The organism is Synechococcus sp. CCY9202 (genome assembly GCF_034931685.1).
Taxonomy (GTDB): domain Bacteria; phylum Cyanobacteriota; class Cyanobacteriia; order PCC-6307; family Cyanobiaceae; genus CBW1002.
On sequence record NZ_JAYGID010000100.1, the window covers coordinates 17,038 to 31,817 of the forward strand.

The 14,780-nt window shown below is 66.5% G+C and carries 16 protein-coding genes; 10 read left to right on the forward strand and 6 right to left on the reverse strand.

Features of this window, described 5'->3' with window-relative positions:
- Window positions 1-148 precede the first annotated feature (148 nt).
- The 4 genes from VB777_RS12930 to VB777_RS12945 all read left to right on the forward strand — a co-directional run bounded on the left by VB777_RS12930 (window position 149) and on the right by VB777_RS12945 (window position 4,121).
- Window positions 149-514: a hypothetical protein gene (locus tag VB777_RS12930; protein WP_231597990.1), complete on the forward strand. Its 366-nt coding sequence runs from the start codon at window positions 149-151 to the stop codon at window positions 512-514.
- Between the two features lie 40 nt (window positions 515-554).
- Entirely contained in the window at window positions 555-2,366 is a 1,812-nt protein-coding gene (locus VB777_RS12935) for a peptidoglycan D,D-transpeptidase FtsI family protein (RefSeq protein ID WP_197156663.1), read from the forward strand.
- A gap of 100 nt (window positions 2,367-2,466) precedes the next feature.
- The gene (locus VB777_RS12940; RefSeq protein ID WP_323249458.1) at window positions 2,467-3,636 is read left to right on the forward strand and encodes a transaldolase; all 1,170 of its coding nucleotides are present in this window, start codon (window positions 2,467-2,469) and stop codon (window positions 3,634-3,636) included.
- A gap of 107 nt (window positions 3,637-3,743) precedes the next feature.
- The gene (locus tag VB777_RS12945; RefSeq protein ID WP_322758480.1) at window positions 3,744-4,121 is read left to right on the forward strand and encodes a Crp/Fnr family transcriptional regulator; all 378 of its coding nucleotides are present in this window, start codon (window positions 3,744-3,746) and stop codon (window positions 4,119-4,121) included.
- A gap of 99 nt (window positions 4,122-4,220) precedes the next feature.
- Here the strand turns inward: VB777_RS12945 and VB777_RS12950 are convergent, their stop codons facing one another.
- The 3 genes from VB777_RS12950 to pyrH all read right to left on the reverse strand — a co-directional run bounded on the left by VB777_RS12950 (window position 4,221) and on the right by pyrH (window position 6,732).
- Window positions 4,221-5,378, reverse strand: a complete 1,158-nt coding sequence (locus VB777_RS12950; RefSeq protein WP_323249460.1) for a geranylgeranyl reductase family protein — start codon at window positions 5,376-5,378, stop codon at window positions 4,221-4,223.
- Between the two features lie 11 nt (window positions 5,379-5,389).
- Window positions 5,390-5,929 carry a ribosome recycling factor gene (gene frr / locus VB777_RS12955; protein WP_197156655.1) on the reverse strand — a complete coding sequence of 180 codons (540 nt, stop codon included), beginning with the start codon at window positions 5,927-5,929 and terminating at the stop codon, window positions 5,390-5,392.
- An 89-nt stretch (window positions 5,930-6,018) separates the two neighbouring features.
- A complete protein-coding gene (gene pyrH / locus VB777_RS12960) occupies window positions 6,019-6,732 on the reverse strand; it encodes a UMP kinase (protein ID WP_322758481.1) in 714 nt (237 codons plus the stop codon).
- Between the two features lie 122 nt (window positions 6,733-6,854).
- On the opposite strand from pyrH, the gene VB777_RS12965 reads away from it, so the two are divergent.
- The gene (locus tag VB777_RS12965) at window positions 6,855-7,040 is read left to right on the forward strand and encodes a hypothetical protein (protein ID WP_197156651.1); all 186 of its coding nucleotides are present in this window, start codon (window positions 6,855-6,857) and stop codon (window positions 7,038-7,040) included.
- 25 nt (window positions 7,041-7,065) lie between these two features.
- On the opposite strand, the gene cobO is transcribed toward VB777_RS12965, so the two are convergent.
- Window positions 7,066-7,761, reverse strand: coding sequence for a cob(I)yrinic acid a,c-diamide adenosyltransferase (gene cobO / locus VB777_RS12970; protein WP_197170529.1), 696 nt, complete (start codon window positions 7,759-7,761; stop codon window positions 7,066-7,068).
- 88 nt (window positions 7,762-7,849) lie between these two features.
- A complete protein-coding gene (locus VB777_RS12975) occupies window positions 7,850-9,220 on the reverse strand; it encodes a site-specific integrase (RefSeq protein ID WP_416223888.1) in 1,371 nt (456 codons plus the stop codon).
- 155 nt (window positions 9,221-9,375) lie between these two features.
- Here VB777_RS12975 and hemH point away from each other — a divergent pair, with 155 nt between their 5' ends.
- The 5 genes from hemH (at window position 9,376) to VB777_RS13000 (ending at window position 13,952) form a co-directional block, all read left to right on the forward strand.
- The gene (gene hemH, locus VB777_RS12980) at window positions 9,376-10,629 is read left to right on the forward strand and encodes a ferrochelatase (protein WP_323249462.1); all 1,254 of its coding nucleotides are present in this window, start codon (window positions 9,376-9,378) and stop codon (window positions 10,627-10,629) included.
- Window positions 10,630-10,678: 49 nt separating this feature from the next.
- Entirely contained in the window at window positions 10,679-11,239 is a 561-nt protein-coding gene (locus VB777_RS12985) for a M23 family metallopeptidase (RefSeq protein WP_323249464.1), read from the forward strand.
- A 203-nt stretch (window positions 11,240-11,442) separates the two neighbouring features.
- On the forward strand, window positions 11,443-13,215 hold the full coding sequence (gene ilvB, locus VB777_RS12990) for a biosynthetic-type acetolactate synthase large subunit (protein WP_231605676.1): 1,773 nt from the start codon (window positions 11,443-11,445) through the stop codon (window positions 13,213-13,215).
- 95 nt (window positions 13,216-13,310) lie between these two features.
- Window positions 13,311-13,682, forward strand: coding sequence for a nuclease (locus VB777_RS12995; protein WP_322758483.1), 372 nt, complete (start codon window positions 13,311-13,313; stop codon window positions 13,680-13,682).
- A gap of 39 nt (window positions 13,683-13,721) precedes the next feature.
- The gene (locus VB777_RS13000) at window positions 13,722-13,952 is read left to right on the forward strand and encodes a GIVxVP protein (RefSeq protein WP_197156641.1); all 231 of its coding nucleotides are present in this window, start codon (window positions 13,722-13,724) and stop codon (window positions 13,950-13,952) included.
- A 43-nt stretch (window positions 13,953-13,995) separates the two neighbouring features.
- On the opposite strand, the gene VB777_RS13005 is transcribed toward VB777_RS13000, so the two are convergent.
- Window positions 13,996-14,760, reverse strand: coding sequence for a Tic22 family protein (locus tag VB777_RS13005; protein WP_197156640.1), 765 nt, complete (start codon window positions 14,758-14,760; stop codon window positions 13,996-13,998).
- Window positions 14,761-14,780 lie beyond the last annotated feature (20 nt).

Consider the following 14,780-nt stretch of genomic DNA (forward strand, 5'->3'; position numbering starts at 1 on the left):
GCGGATGGCGCCGCCACAGCTTGCGAGTGCCCCTGTTCAATGGTTCACTTGCGCAGATTCCATCCAGGCTTTGCTCGCCTCCCCCTCCTCCCCCAAACCCCCCCGGCGAGCCCCGATCCGGCGATCTCTGGAGCTGATCCAGGGATCAATGTCTCCGACCCGGATCGCACGCCGCTCGCCTTGGCTGGCGGGCCTTCACCGTGCGAGTGACGGAGCCTTGCTCGGTCTGGGTGTGGCCATGCTCGGCCTGAGTGCCCTCACTCTCTACTGGCAGGCCCACTGGGCCCGTAGCTATCAGGAACTGGAGACCTCTCAGGTGCTGGAGCATCGCCTCCAGGAAGCCACTGCTGTGCTGGAACAGCATCATCTCGGTGTGGCCAGGACTCCAGGCCTTGTCGAACCCACCAGCAGTGAGAAGCTGGTCTATCTGCCAGCTCCCCAGGCAGAGGCTGGACGACGGGGCCTGCCACTCTTGGCCAGTATCCAGATCGATCGCATCCCGTCTGGTTACTGAACGTTCCGGCTCACCGGTCTCTGCAGCGTCGATCCCTCCCATGGCGGCATCCTCGACCGATCTCCGCCCCCGTCGCCGCCCCCCGGGTCGGGTGGTTGATCTGCATCCGATCTCCCCAGGCCGGTTGCTGTCCGTCTATCTGATCCTGGCTGTTGGCCTCACTGGTCTGGCGGCACGACTGGCCTGGCTGCAGGTGGTCGATTCGCCCCGGCTGCAGGCCAAGGCCCGGGCTATCCAGACCCATTCCCAGGTGCCGATCGGCAAGCGCCGCACCATCGTGGATCGCACCGGACGTCTGGTGGCCCTGGATGAGGAGCGCTACACCCTCTGGGCCCATCCCCGGTACTTCAACCTCCCGGGTGACGATCCCCAGAAGCTGAGGCCCCCAGCCGACGTGATCGAGCGCCTGGCTCCAGTGCTGGCCGTGCCTCCGGCCAGCCTGGAAGACCGTATCGGTGGCCGCCGCAGCGGAGTCAAGCTGGCCACCGATCTCGACCCTGACACGGCCGAGCGGGTCCGGGAACTGGGCATCAGCGGCCTGGATCTCGAGGCCTATCCACAGCGGCTCTATCCCCAGGGTTCCTTGTTCGCCAATGTGGTGGGCTTCCTCAACCTGGAGCGGGTGCCGCAGGCCGGCCTGGAGCAGAGCCGCGACCGGGATCTCAAGCGCCATGAGGCGGTGCTGCGCATGCGACGCGGCGCCGATGGCACCCCCCTGCCGGAGGGTCTGCAGGCTGGCGTGCTCTACGGCGACGATCTGCGCCTTCAGCTGACCCTTGATGCCCGCCTGCAACAGGTGGCCCAGCAGGCCCTCAGCAAGCAGGTCAAGCAGTGGAAGGCGAAGCGGGGGGTGGCCCTGGTGATGGATGTGCGCAACGGAGAGCTGCTGGCCCTTGCGTCCACGCCGACGTATGACCCCAACAAATTCTGGAAGTTCAACCCCGGTCTGTTCCGCGAGTGGTCGGTGCAGGATCTTTATGAACCGGGTTCCACGTTCAAGCCGATCAACCTGGCCCTGGCCCTGCAGGAGAAGGCGATCGATCCCAACGGACGGGTCAACGACAGCGGCTCCCTCACGATTGGCGGCTGGCCGATCTTCAATCACGACAAGCGGGCCAACGGGGTGATCGATTTCCCCACCGTGCTGCAGGTGTCGAGCAACGTGGGGATGGTCAATGCCATGGCGCTGGTGAAGCGTGATCGCTTCTGGCACTGGCTGCATACGCTCGGCATCGATGCGGTGCCAGACACCGACCTGCCTGGTGCGGTGGCCGGCCAGCTCAAGGATCGCCAGCAGTTCGTCTCCCATCCGATCGAACCGGCTGTGGCGTCCTTCGGTCAGGGGTTCTCGCTGACGCCCCTGAAGCTGCTGCAGATGCACGCCATGCTGGCCAATGGTGGCCGGCTGGTGAGTCCCCACATCACCCGGGGACTTCGTTCCGGTGATGCCTTGGCCAGCCCGGCGTCGCGCTCCGGCGTCCAACTCCTGGATCCGGCTGTGACCAAGGTCGTGCTGGGTTGGATGGAATCGGTGGTGGAGAAGGGCAGCGGCAAGGGCGCCAAGCTCGCCGCCTATCGCATCGGTGGCAAGACGGGCACGGCCCAGAAGGCCCGCAATGGCGTCTACATCCCGGGCGCCCGGATCTGCAGTTTTGTCGCGGTGCTGCCCATCGAGGATCCCCGCTTTGCCGTCCTGGTGGTGGTGGATGAACCCCAGGGCGCTAACGCCTATGGCTCCACCGTGGCCCTGCCGGTGTCGCGCCAGATCATGGAGGCCCTGCTGGTGCTGGAGAAGATCCCCCCCAGCAAGCCGGCCGCCGCCGCCGCGGCCACTGCCAGGCCCGCCGCCTGAGGTCCGTGGGATCGGGCTGATCAGGCCTGTGGCCATTCCCACAAGTGGCTCAGGCCGCTGCTAGGGGTCTGGCTAGCCTTCAGGGAGCGGACGATATCCGATGGCCAATCTCCTGGATCAACTCGCCGCCATGACGGTGGTGGTCGCCGACACCGGCGACATCGATGCGATTCGACAGTTCACACCGCGGGATGCCACCACCAACCCGTCGTTGATCCTGGCGGCGGCCCAGATTCCCACCTACCAGAACCTGATCGACCGCTCGCTGCAGGAATCGCGGGCAGTGATCGGCGCGGAGGCTCCGGCCGAGGAGGTGGTGAACGAAGCCCTCGACGAGATCTGCGTCACCTTCGGCAAGGAGATTCTGCAGATCGTGCCTGGTCGTGTCTCCACCGAGGTGGATGCCCGCCTCAGCTACGACACCGAGGCCACGGTGGCCAAGGCCCACAAACTGATCGGTCTCTACGAGCAGGCGGGGATTGGTCGCGAACGGGTGCTGATCAAGATCGCCTCCACCTGGGAGGGCATCCAGGCTGCTGAGCGGCTGGAGAAGGACGGCATCCACTGCAATCTCACGCTGCTGTTCGGCTTTGCCCAGGCTGTGGCAGCGGCTGAAGCCGGCGTCACGTTGATCTCTCCCTTCGTGGGGCGCATCCTGGATTGGTACAAGAAATCAACCGGTCGCGATCACTACCCCGGTGCCGAGGATCCCGGCGTGGTGTCGGTGACACGGATCTTCAATTACTTCAAGACCTACGGCTACCGCACCGAGGTGATGGGAGCCAGCTTCCGCAACCTGGACGAGATTCTTGAGCTGGCGGGGTGTGATCTGCTGACGATCTCACCGGCCCTGCTGGATCAGTTGCGCAGCACCGAGGCAGAGCTGCCCCGCAAGCTCAACGGCAGCGATCCGGCGCCGAGTGAGCCGCGCATCAGCCTGGATGAGGCGGGGTTCCGCGCCATGCTGGCGAAGGATCCCATGGCCTCCGAGAAGCTCGATGAGGGCATCCGCGGTTTCTCCAAGGCGATCGAAACTCTGGAGGCCCAGCTGGCCCACCGACTGGCGGTGCTGGAGGGCGGAGCTGCCTTCACCCATGCGGTGCAGGAGATTTTCCTGCTCAACGATCTTGATGGCGATGGCTGCATCACCCGTGAGGAGTGGCTCGGCAGCGATGCGGTGTTTGATGCCCTCGACACCGACAGCGATGGCCGGCTCGCCCCTGAGGATGTGCGCGGCGGTCTGGGAGCCGCGCTGGCCCTGAGTCGTTGAGGGAGTGAGTCACTCCTGCCGCGTCTCCAGTCGCCGGCCTTGAGGCACCGTTAACCCGATCGGGCCCGGCATCGGCGACACTGTGGGGTCACTTCTCCCTGCTTTCTGTGAACGCCCTGGATACGATGCGCGCCCTGGCCAGCACCGGCGAGGTGGTCTCCGTTCCCCAGGGTGAGCTGATCTTCCGCTCCGGCGAATCCGGCGACTGCATGTTCGGCGTTCTGGAGGGCACGGTCCAGCTCAGCTGGAATGGGGACACCGGCCACGAGCAGATCGAGGCCGGTGATGTGTTCGGGGCCGGCGCGCTCGTCACCCACGACCACCGCCGCTATGGCAATGCCCGTGCCCTCAGTCCCTGCAGGCTGCTGGTGATGAACCGGGAGAAGTTCCTGTTTGCGGTGCAGGAATCTCCCATGTTCGCCATTGAGCTGCTCGGCTCGATCGATCAGCGGCTGCGGCACCTCAAAGACTGCATCAAGCCCTGATCACGCCAGCCGGCCCGGCCATGGAGCCTGGCGCTGTCGAGGCTGTACGCCAGAGGCTCTCAAGTGCCTTCGGATGTGCTGCGCTGGGTCAGCTCTGTTTCAGCCCTGTTGCAGCAGCAACCTGCGGATCACCCGTTGGGCGATGTCGCCGTAGCCCATCGATCCTGAAAGGATCTGGGCGATGCGCTGCGGCGCGGTAGGGCGTTTGATCCCCAGCTGATAGCCCACCCGCGGGAAGCGGTAAAACACCTGGGCGATCCGCCGGCCCCAGGCCATCGACTCGCCCCAGTCGGCTCGCATCTGGCTGGTGTAGGCCCCGAGAGCCTTGGAGTCTCCCGCCAACCAGCGCTCCAGGCAGGCGGCGCCGCTGCTCCCGCTCATCAGGGCCGGTCGCAGCCCTTCCGCCAGGAATGGATCGCAGAGTGAGGCGGCATCTCCCACGGCGATCACTCCATCGCCATGCAGGCGGTGGTGTCCGTCCCAGACGCGCAGGGGAGCGCCACGGCGCTCACCGGCCGTGGCGGCATAGCCGAGGCTGGGCAGCATCCGCTCCAGCACGGCCGCATGGTCGGCCGGGTCCCGGCCGATGAAGGTACCCACCCCCAGGCTCATGCCCCTCTGGCGGGGGAAGGCCCAGCAGAAGCCGTGGTGCACCAGGCCGAACTCGAAATGGGCGGTGTCATCGTCATGGGCGCTGGCTTCGTCTGCCGGGGTTTGGGTGGTTCGATCCACCTCGGCGGCCAGGGTGGTGGCAAAGCGGGGCCGGGCCGGGCCCAGCCCCAGCGGTGCACTGAAGGCGGAGGTGGAGCCATCGGCAATCACCAGGGCGTTTGCCCGAACCAGGCGGCCGTCGTCACTGCGCACCTGCCAGAGGGAGCCATGGCGGCTCACGTCGCTCGCGCTCCAGCGGCTCTCCAGGCTGCAGCCCGCCGCCACCGCCTGCTCGACCAGATATTGATCAAGCCGCTGGCGGCGCACGATCCAGAACGGCGCCTCTCCGGGGAGCTCGGCCGTGACAGGATCCTCCAGATTCCAGGTGAAGCGCACCCGGCGGATCACCCGGTCCACCGCCGGGCTGAGATCGAAGGGGAACCAGCGCTGCACCGATGCGGCCATGCCGCCGCCACAGGCCTTGGGCCGCGGCCAGCTCTGGCGCTCCAACAGCAGCACCCGGCGGCCGGCGTGGCTGAGATGGAAGGCAGCGGCGGCGCCGGCGGCGCCAGCCCCCAGCACGATCACCTCGGCATCACGCGTCAAAGGATCAGCCCTCAGACCTTGAGGATCTCAGCTTCCTTGGTGGTCAGATGCTTCTCCAGTTCGCTGATGAAGCGGTCGGTGAGCTTCTGCACCTTCTCCTGCTCGTCTCGGCTCTGATCCTCAGAGAACTCTCCCTCCTTCTCCAGTTTCTTGATCCGGTCAATGCCATCGCGGCGGATGTTGCGCAAGGCCACCTTGCCTTCCTCGGCGTATTTTGAGGCGAGCTTGCAGAATTCCTTGCGCCGATCCTCGGTCAGGGGTGGGATGTTGATGCGGATCGATTTGCCGTCGTTGTTGGGGGTGAGCCCCAGATCGCTCATGGCGATCGCCTTTTCGATCAGGCTGATCGAGCCGCTGTCGAAGGGCTGGATCTGGATCGTCTGTGAATCGGGGGTGGTGATCGTGGCGAGCGATTTCAGCGGAGTTTCAGCGCCGTAGTACTCCACACTGATCTTGTCGAGCAGGGAGGGGTTGGCCCGACCGGTGCGGATGGTGTTGAAGGTGCGCTGGGTGGCTTCCACCGACTTGCGCATGCTGGCTTCGAGATCCATGACGGGATGACGCAGAAGGGATGCAGTCGAAACGGCGCGAAGGTCACGCCACGGTGCTCAGCGCACGGTGATGCTCAGCACAACAGTGGTCAACGCGAGGGAACGATACGGGTTCCGATCGACTGGCCTGAAACGGCCCGCCCGATGTTGCCCGCACCAAACAGGTCAAACACCACGATCGGGATGGCATTGTCCTTGCACAGCGCGATCGCGGTGCTGTCCATCACTTCCAGTTCGCCGCTGAGCACGTCCATGAAGGTGAGCGTGTCGTAGCGCACCGCGTCAGGGTGCTTGGCCGGATCCTTGTCGTAGACGCCGTCAACCTTGGTGGCTTTGAACACCACATCGGCATTGATTTCAGCGGCTCGCAGGGCGGCGGTGGTGTCGGTGGTGAAGAAGGGATTGCCGCAGCCGGCCCCGAAGATCACCACCCGGCCCTTTTCGAGGTGTCGGATGGCACGGCGACGGATGTAGGGCTCCGCCACCTCCTGCATCGAAATGGCGCTCTGCACCCGGGTCGGGATGCCGGCCTGCTCGAGGCCATCCTGCAGGGTGATGGCATTCATCACGGTGGCGAGCATGCCCACGTAGTCGGCGGTGGCCCGGTCCATGCCGGCGGCGGAACCTTTAAGGCCCCGGAAGATGTTGCCGCCGCCCACCACGATGGCCAGCTCCGTGCCGCTGGCCACCACCTCGGCCACATCCCTGGCGATCGACTGAACGATGGCGGGATCGATGCCATAACCCTGGTCGCCCATCAGCGCCTCGCCGCTGAGCTTCAGGAGGACGCGCTTGTAGGCCATCGACATCCACAATCGCCCGCACCGTAGCAACCATGCCAACCCCGATCCAAGGAAGGCTTGAGGGTGGTGCTGGTTCCATGCGGCCCCAGAGGTCCTCGGCTCCGTCCTTCGCCCCGTGCCCGATGGCCAGCGATCCCCAGGCACCGCGCTCCAGCGCCGTGCTGGCCCGGCTCACTCTCTCAGCCCTGGAGCGGGGCAACGACCAGCCGGGTTTCTGGAGTGAACCGGAGGTGCATCGTGCTGTGCTGGTCAGCGGTCTGTCAGTGCTGCTGCATGCTCTGACGCCGCTGCAGCGGGACCTGGGCTGACCTCGGTCACCCGACGGAAACAGGCTCAGAATTCGATGCCCGCCTGGGCCTTCACCCCCTGCTCGCGGAAGGGGTGGCGGACCAGCTTCATCTCCGTGACCAGATCGGCCCGTTCCAGCAAGGCTGGCGGCGCCCCCCGGCCCGTCAGGGCCACGTGGGTGAGGGGCGGGCGCTGGGCCAGGCCCTCGATCACCTGCTCGATCGAGAGGTAACCCAGCTTGAGAGCCACGTTCACCTCATCCAGCACCACCAGCTTGCGCCCCCCGTCCGCCAGGTAGGAGAGGGAGCGCTGCCACGCCTGTTGCACCAGTTGACGGTCGCGCTCCCGGTCCTGGGTCTCCCAGGTGAAGCCCTCTCCCAGGGCGTGCCAGGCCAGGGCCTCGCCGAACAGCTGCAGTGCCTTGGCCTCGCCAGGCTGCCAGCCGCCCTTGATGAACTGCACCACCGCCACCTGCTCGCCGTGGCCGAGGGTGCGCAGCACCAGCCCCAGCGCTGCGGTGGTCTTGCCCTTGCCGTCGCCGGTGAACACCAGCACCAGGCCCTTTTCGAGGTTGCGCTCTCCGACGCGCTGCCGCTGCACTTCCTGGCGGCGGGCCATGCGGCGGCGGTAGGACTCCTGGTCGGCTTCGGGGGCCAGGTCGCCGCCTGGACCCAGCTCGGCGGCCACCTGATCGAGGCTGTTCGCATCGGGCGTCGTCGAGGAGGCTGCCGGATCGCTCATGCGCTGGTCGTGGGACCGCAGGACTGGGCCCACTCTGGCGGAAGGCGGCGGCGGTCTGAATCAGGTGGTCTGGATCAGGCGCGCTGAATCAGGCGGCCTGCTGGCCGTAGCGGCTGCGGGCCAGGGCCGCATCCACCGCCTGCTGCTGATCGCGCCGGGTGATCCAGTGGTGATAGGTGCGGGTGTGGATCGCCACCGAGTGGCCCATCATCCGCGCCGCCACCGTGTCCGGCAGGCCGATGTGGATCGTGCGCACCGCCCAGGCATGGCGCAGGTCGTAAGGGGTGAGCGGCAGGTCATAGCGGCGGAACTGCTCGGCCACTCGCCGACCCACCTGCTGCAGAGTGGTGCGGCGGAGGTCGGTGCACACCTTCGGCAGGGCCTCCGGCTCGAGCACGAGCCGTTCCAGCCCGAAGCGCTCCACCCAGTCGGGCTGGAAGGGCCAAACCTGGTGCTCGCCGGTCTTGCTGGTGGGCAGGACCCGCAGCACCCGATCACCGCCGGGGGCCAGGGCCGAGAGATCGCAGAAGAACACTTCGTGGTTGCGCAGCCCGTAGGTGGCCATCAGTCCGTAGGCCAGGCGCCAGCCGGGATTGGGAATCCGCTCGACCCACTGCTGCACCTGCGCGTCACTGGGGAGATGGCGGAACTGGGCGGTGTGGAGGCCGTAGCCGGCGGCGCGCTCGGTCCAGTCCGCCGGCAGGTCCAGGTCCAGGTGGCGCGCCAGGGCGGCCAGGGCGGTGCCGCACTGCTGGCGGCTGCGGCTGGTGGGGGCGTAGCTGTCCAGCACCTGCTCGAGCAGGGCCGCATCCAGAACGCACCGGCGGCCTGATGAAGCTCCGTCGCTGCTGCACTGGACCGCCAGACGCCGTAGGTAGGGCTGGTAGGCGCTGCTCCAGGTGGTGCGACTGCCGGCGGGATTGCGCCGCCGCTTCGGATCGCTGAAGAAGGCCGTTTCGAAGTCATCGATCAGGGCTCCCATCCCCCCGATCGTCGCTGTGGTGGTCGGTGCGGTGATCCGGCTGGCGATGGTGCGGCTGTTGGCGCTGCTGAGCTGGGACTGGCTTTGTCGGCGGAGCCGTGCGCTCTCCTGCCGCGCCGTGGCGCGGCGCCTGGATGTCGTGGTCGTACCGGTGGCAGCGGCGGTTGCCTGGCTACTGCCGATCGACCGCACGCTGGGCTTGGCTCCGGTTTTGACGGATCTCAATGGGGCTGCCTGGCTGGGGCGATCCCTACCGGCGCGGCTCCAGTCATCCCAGCGGAACCGCTGGTGTTGCAGCTCCTGCACCACCTGCCGCAACTGCTGCTCGGCCTCCTCCAGTCCCGCCTCGCTCAAGGGCAGACCGAGGCTGATCCGCTGCACCCGCATGCCGTCGCCGTTGCGGCAGGGCAGCGGCCCCCGCAGGCCGAGCCGCTGGCCGCGGGCCTCCAGCCGCAGGGCGATGCCGCTGCTGGCCATCAGGGCGTTCCGGCGGAGGATGCGCTCCTGAAGGGCGGGATCCACGGTTGATCCTGCGGTGGCGGGCGCTGAACTTACCGATCCGACTGCCGCGACACCAGGGGCAAAGGGACAGCGTTACGCTCGACCTCGTCTTTCGCCGCTTTTCGCCGGGCATGACTCAGGTCGACAGCAGCCCGGTCGAGACCAGCACGGGCGCAGGCACCAGACAGGAGGGCGGCTGTGCCGAGGGGCGCGGCAAGGTGGGCGTGGTTCTGCTCAACCTGGGCGGACCGGAGCGGATCCAGGATGTGGGGCCATTCCTCTACAACCTTTTTGCCGATCCGGAGATCATCCGCCTGCCGACGCCGGCGCTGCAGAAGCCCCTGGCCTGGCTGATCAGCACCCTGCGCAGTGGCAAATCCCGGGAGGCCTACCGCTCGATCGGCGGTGGTTCCCCCCTGCGCCGCATCACCGAACAGCAGGCCCGCGAGCTGCAGAGCGTGCTGCGCCAGCGGGGCCTGGAGGCCACCACCTACGTGGCGATGCGCTACTGGCATCCCTTCACCGAATCCGCCGTGTCGGATATGAAGGCCGATGGCATCCACGAAGTCGTGGTGTTGCCCCTCTATCCACACTTCTCGATCAGCACCAGTGGCTCCAGCTTCCGCGAGCTGCAGCGTCTGCGCCAGAGCGATCCGGATTTCGCCCACCTGCCGATCCGCTGCATCCGCAGCTATTACGACCACCCCGGCTACGTGAATGCCATGGCCGGCCTGATTGAACGGCAGGTGGCGGCCTGCCCCGATCCCGCCAGCGCCCATGTGTTCTTCAGTGCCCATGGTGTTCCGAAGAGCTATGTCGAGGAGGCCGGTGATCCCTACCAGCAGGAAATCGAGGCCTGCGCGGCCCTGATCATGGATCGCCTGGCGGAGCGGCTGGGCCACCGCAATCACTTCACCTTGGCCTACCAGAGCCGGGTCGGCCCGGTGGAATGGCTGAAGCCCTACACCGATGAAGCCCTGCATGAGCTGGGGGAGCAGGGGGTCAAAGACCTGGTGGTGGTGCCGATCAGCTTCGTGAGTGAGCACATCGAAACCCTTGAGGAAATCGATATCGAATATCGCGAGATCGCCACCGAATCGGGCATCACCAACTTCCGCAGGGTTCCGGCCCTGGATATCGATCCCACCTTCATCTCGGGTCTGGCGGATCTGGTGCAGCAGTCGATGGCAGGCCCCGAGGTGAACCTCGATCAGGCGGCGGCCCTCTCCACCACCGTGAAGCTCTATCCGCAGGACAAGTGGGCCTGGGGGTGGAACAACAGCTCGGAGGTGTGGAACGGCCGGCTGGCCATGGTGGGATTTTCCGCGTTCCTGCTGGAGTTGCTCAGTGGTCGGGGTCCCCTCCATGCCATTGGTCTCCTCTAAGCAGTTGTTCCGCTTCCGCGCCGCAGCCGGTTCCTGGCGGTGGCCCGTCATGGCTCGCCGTGGGCTCAGCGGTGCTCTGCTGGCAGGCCTGTGGATCAACGCGGCGGTGGATCGTCCGGCGGGGGCCAGCAACCGCACCCGCTGGCAGCAGGGAGCCTTCCCTGTGGCCAGTTTTTCGGGCTACACCAGCCATTTCGGCCTGCGGGTGCGCTCCGGCGGCTGGAGCGAGCCCCACTACGGCCTCGACATCGCCGCACCGATGGGCTCAGGGATCCACAGCTGGTGGGGCGGCGTAGTAACTGATGTGATCCACGATGGCGCCTGCGGTGTGGGCCTGGTGATCCGCTCCGGTGCCTATGAACACATCTATTGCCACCTGGCCGGATCCGGATCCGGCGGCATCTACCGCAGCGGTCCTGTGCAGCTGAGGTCAGGCCAGGCGGTCCGAACCGGCCAGCTGATCGGCCATGTGGGCATGAGTGGCCGCACCACAGGTCCCCATCTGCACTGGGGCATCCGCCATCAGGGTCGCTGGCGCGATCCTGCCCTGATCCTCAGGGCCATGGCCGAGAGCCGGCGCCGCAGCCAGGCGGCCCAAGCGGCGCGCTGATCCCCAACTCCAGTCCCGACGCTTAAGGTTGAGCCAGTCCATCAGAATGGCCAGAAGCCTGGCCTGCTGCAGCCGTGACGCTCACGCCCCTTACTCCGGCGGCCCAGGCCGCGGTCACCCCGTCCTCCGCTGGGCAGCCTGCTCAGGAGCTAGCGCCGGTAGCCGCATCGACGCCGCTGCGGGTCACAGGGGCCTATGCCCTGATGGATGCCCTCAGGCGCCATGGTGTCGACCATATCTTCGGCTATCCGGGCGGCGCGATCCTGCCCATCTATGACGAGCTGCACAAGGCGGAAGCCCGCGGCTGGCTGAAACACATCCTGGTGCGGCACGAGCAGGGCGGCACCCACGCCGCCGATGCCTACGCCCGCGCCACCGGCAGAGTCGGGGTCTGTTTCGGCACCTCCGGCCCCGGCGCCACCAACCTGGTGACCGGCATCGCCACGGCCCAGATGGATTCGGTGCCGATGGTGGTGATCACCGGCCAGGTTCCCCGCGCCGCGATCGGTACAGACGCCTTCCAGGAAACCGACATCTTCGGCATCACGCTGCCGATCGTGAAGCACTCCTGGGTGGTGCGCGACCCCGCCGACATCGGCCGGATCGTCGCCGAGGCCTTCCTGATCGCCGCCACCGGTCGGCCCGGGCCCGTGTTGATCGATGTGCCCAAGGATGTGGGCGTTGAGGAGTTCGACTATGTGCCGGTGGAGCCCGGTTCGGTGAAGCCGGCCGGCTACCAGCTGCCACCGGCGCCCAGGCCTGAGGCGATCCGCGCCGCCCTCGATCTGATCCGCCAGGCCCGCCGGCCCCTGCTCTACGTGGGTGGTGGCGCGATCAGCAGCGGCGCCCATGCGGCGGTCCATCAGCTGGCCGAGCGCTTCCGGCTGCCTGTCACCACCACCTTGATGGGCAAGGGTGCCTTCGATGAGACCCATCCCCTGGCGGTGGGCATGCTCGGCATGCACGGCACCGCCTACGCCAACTTTGCGGTGACCGAGTGCGATCTGCTGATCGCCGTCGGGGCCCGCTTCGACGACCGCGTCACCGGCCGACTCGACAGCTTCGCCCCCCGGGCCCAGGTGATTCACATCGATATCGATGCCGCCGAGGTGGGCAAGAACCGAGTACCCGAGGTGCCGGTGGTGGCGGATGTGAAGCAGGCCCTGCAGGCCCTGCTGGCGGCGTCCAGCGGCGACGATTCGGCCGGTCGCACCCAGGTCTGGCTGGAGAGAATCGACACCTGGAAGCACCACTACCCCCTGGTGGTGCCGGCCCCCGAGGGCGAGATCGCTCCTCAGGAGGTGATGGTGGCCCTGCGGGACCTGGCGCCCGAGGCCTACGTCACCACCGATGTGGGCCAGCATCAGATGTGGGCGGCCCAGTTCCTCCACAACGGCCCGCGCCACTGGATCAGCTCCGCTGGCCTGGGCACCATGGGCTTCGGCATGCCCGCTGCCATGGGCGTTCAGACCGCCTTCCCGCAGGCGCAGGTGATCTGTGTGGCTGGCGACGCCAGCATCCTGATGAACATCCAGGAGCTCGGCACGATCAGCCAGTACGACCTGCCGGTGAAGGTGGTGGTGATCAACAATGGCTGGCAGGGCATGGTGCGCCAGTGGCAGGAGAGCTTCTATGACGAGCGTTACTCTTCCTCCGAGATGACCGGCGGCATGCCGGACTTCGTCACCCTGGCCGAGTCCTTTGGTGTTCGCGGCGTGCTGATCAAGGAGCGAGAACAGCTTCACCTGAAGTTGCGCGAAGCCCTGGCCCATCCAGGCCCCGCTTTTATCGATGTTCGGGTGCGGCGAAATGAGAACTGCTACCCGATGGTTCCCCCCGGCGCCAGCAATGCCCAGATGGTGGGTCTGCCCAGCCATCCCGAACTGGCCATCGATACCACCCGTCACTGCAACGCCTGCGGATCCAGCACCTCCAGCGCCCACCTCTACTGCCCCAGCTGCGGAGCCAAGCTCTGAACATCGTGCTGCTGCTGCCTACGGCCTGCCCTGCTCACAGAGCGCAGGCTTCAGGCTCCGGCTCCGCTCGCCGCCAGGATCTTCTCCTGGGGATAGTGACTCGCCTGGTCGGCCTCGGCCTGCTGATGGCGAGCCTCCTCACCGTCGGGGTGCCCATTGCAGGGGCCGCCGATGTGCTGCAGGTCCGCAACGGCACATTGCTTCAGGTGGGTGACGGCAATCGCAACTATGAGGTCGAGATGGCCTGTATCCATGTGCAGCCAGAGCAGCAGGAGGCCGCTCAGGCCTGGTTGCGGCAGCAACTGCCCCGCAGAACAGCTGTGAATCTCCGCCCCCTTGGACAGGAGCAAGGTCGCTTGCAGGCAAGGGTGCGCCGCATCGACTCCTCCGACTATCTTGAAACCGGTCTGATGGCTGCTGGTCTGGCTGAGCCGGCCTCTTCCGCCCCTGCGGGCTGTCCGGTCTGAAACTTGCGCGTGGGACCAGACCTTCAGATCTAGACATCCATGAGCCTGAACCGCACCGCCAAGGGCATCGTGCTTGTTCCCACCCTGCTGCTGGGCGGAGCCTTTCTGGCGACAGGAATCTGGCTGGATGGGCCTGCGGCGGCAAACCGCGGCTTAGCCCTCAGCCTGGGCGGGGTGTTGATCGGAGCCGGGCTGCTGGCCCAGCTCTTGCCGGAGCAGTCTCCAGAAACGGAGAAGACTCAGGAAACCCCCAACCGCCCCAATGCCTGAAGGGTCTCCAGAATCCTCTCCCTGAGGGAGAAGACCGTGGGCGTCACTTGCTGCCTGGCGCTGCGGCGTTGCGCTTCTGCTCTTCAACCAACCTGAAGTATTCGCGGGTCGGAAAGAAGACGTAGGAGTCGTCCTTGGCCTTGATGATCTCGCGCATGACAGCGGTCATGTCAGCGGCCTGTACTTGGAGCTTCGCCCGGTCGGGCACCTCCGCCAGGGCCTTCTGCAGATCTGCATAACTGAGGAAGAACACACCACGGGGTCCCTGCGGTGTGTTCACCGTGAGGAATGGCTTGGTGAAGAACACCGGGATGCTGAGCCCCTCGTTGATTTCCTTCTCGGCCAAGCCCTGCTGCTTGAGAATCTGAACGGCCTGGTTCCGATCGGCGTCGGCAGGGATCACCGGTGCGATCAGGGTGCGACCATCCTTCACTTCCTTGCTCAGGGCAGTGACCTTTTCATTGGCCACATTCATGGGCAGGGGAACCACCCGCGCCTTGATCGAGGGATTGGCCTTGGTGAAATCCGCCAGAGCCTGCTCGGCTTTGGCCCGCTCCAGATACATCGGCAGGATCAGGGTCTTGTCCCGCGGGATCGGCAGAGGTGCCCCCTTCTCGTTGGTGAGGATGAATACCGGCACCACCGCCAGCTTCTTCACCGCTTCGGATTCGGGGATGGCCTGGGCCGGGATCGGGGCCGTCAGAGCCAGGCCACCCGTTGCTGCGATCAGGGCGGTCTGAAGGCCCAGGGCCAGACCGGCAAAGCGGCGTCGCACCAATGGGCGCAGCCTGGGGCGATCGATGGTCATGACGGCCGGCCAGTGCAAAG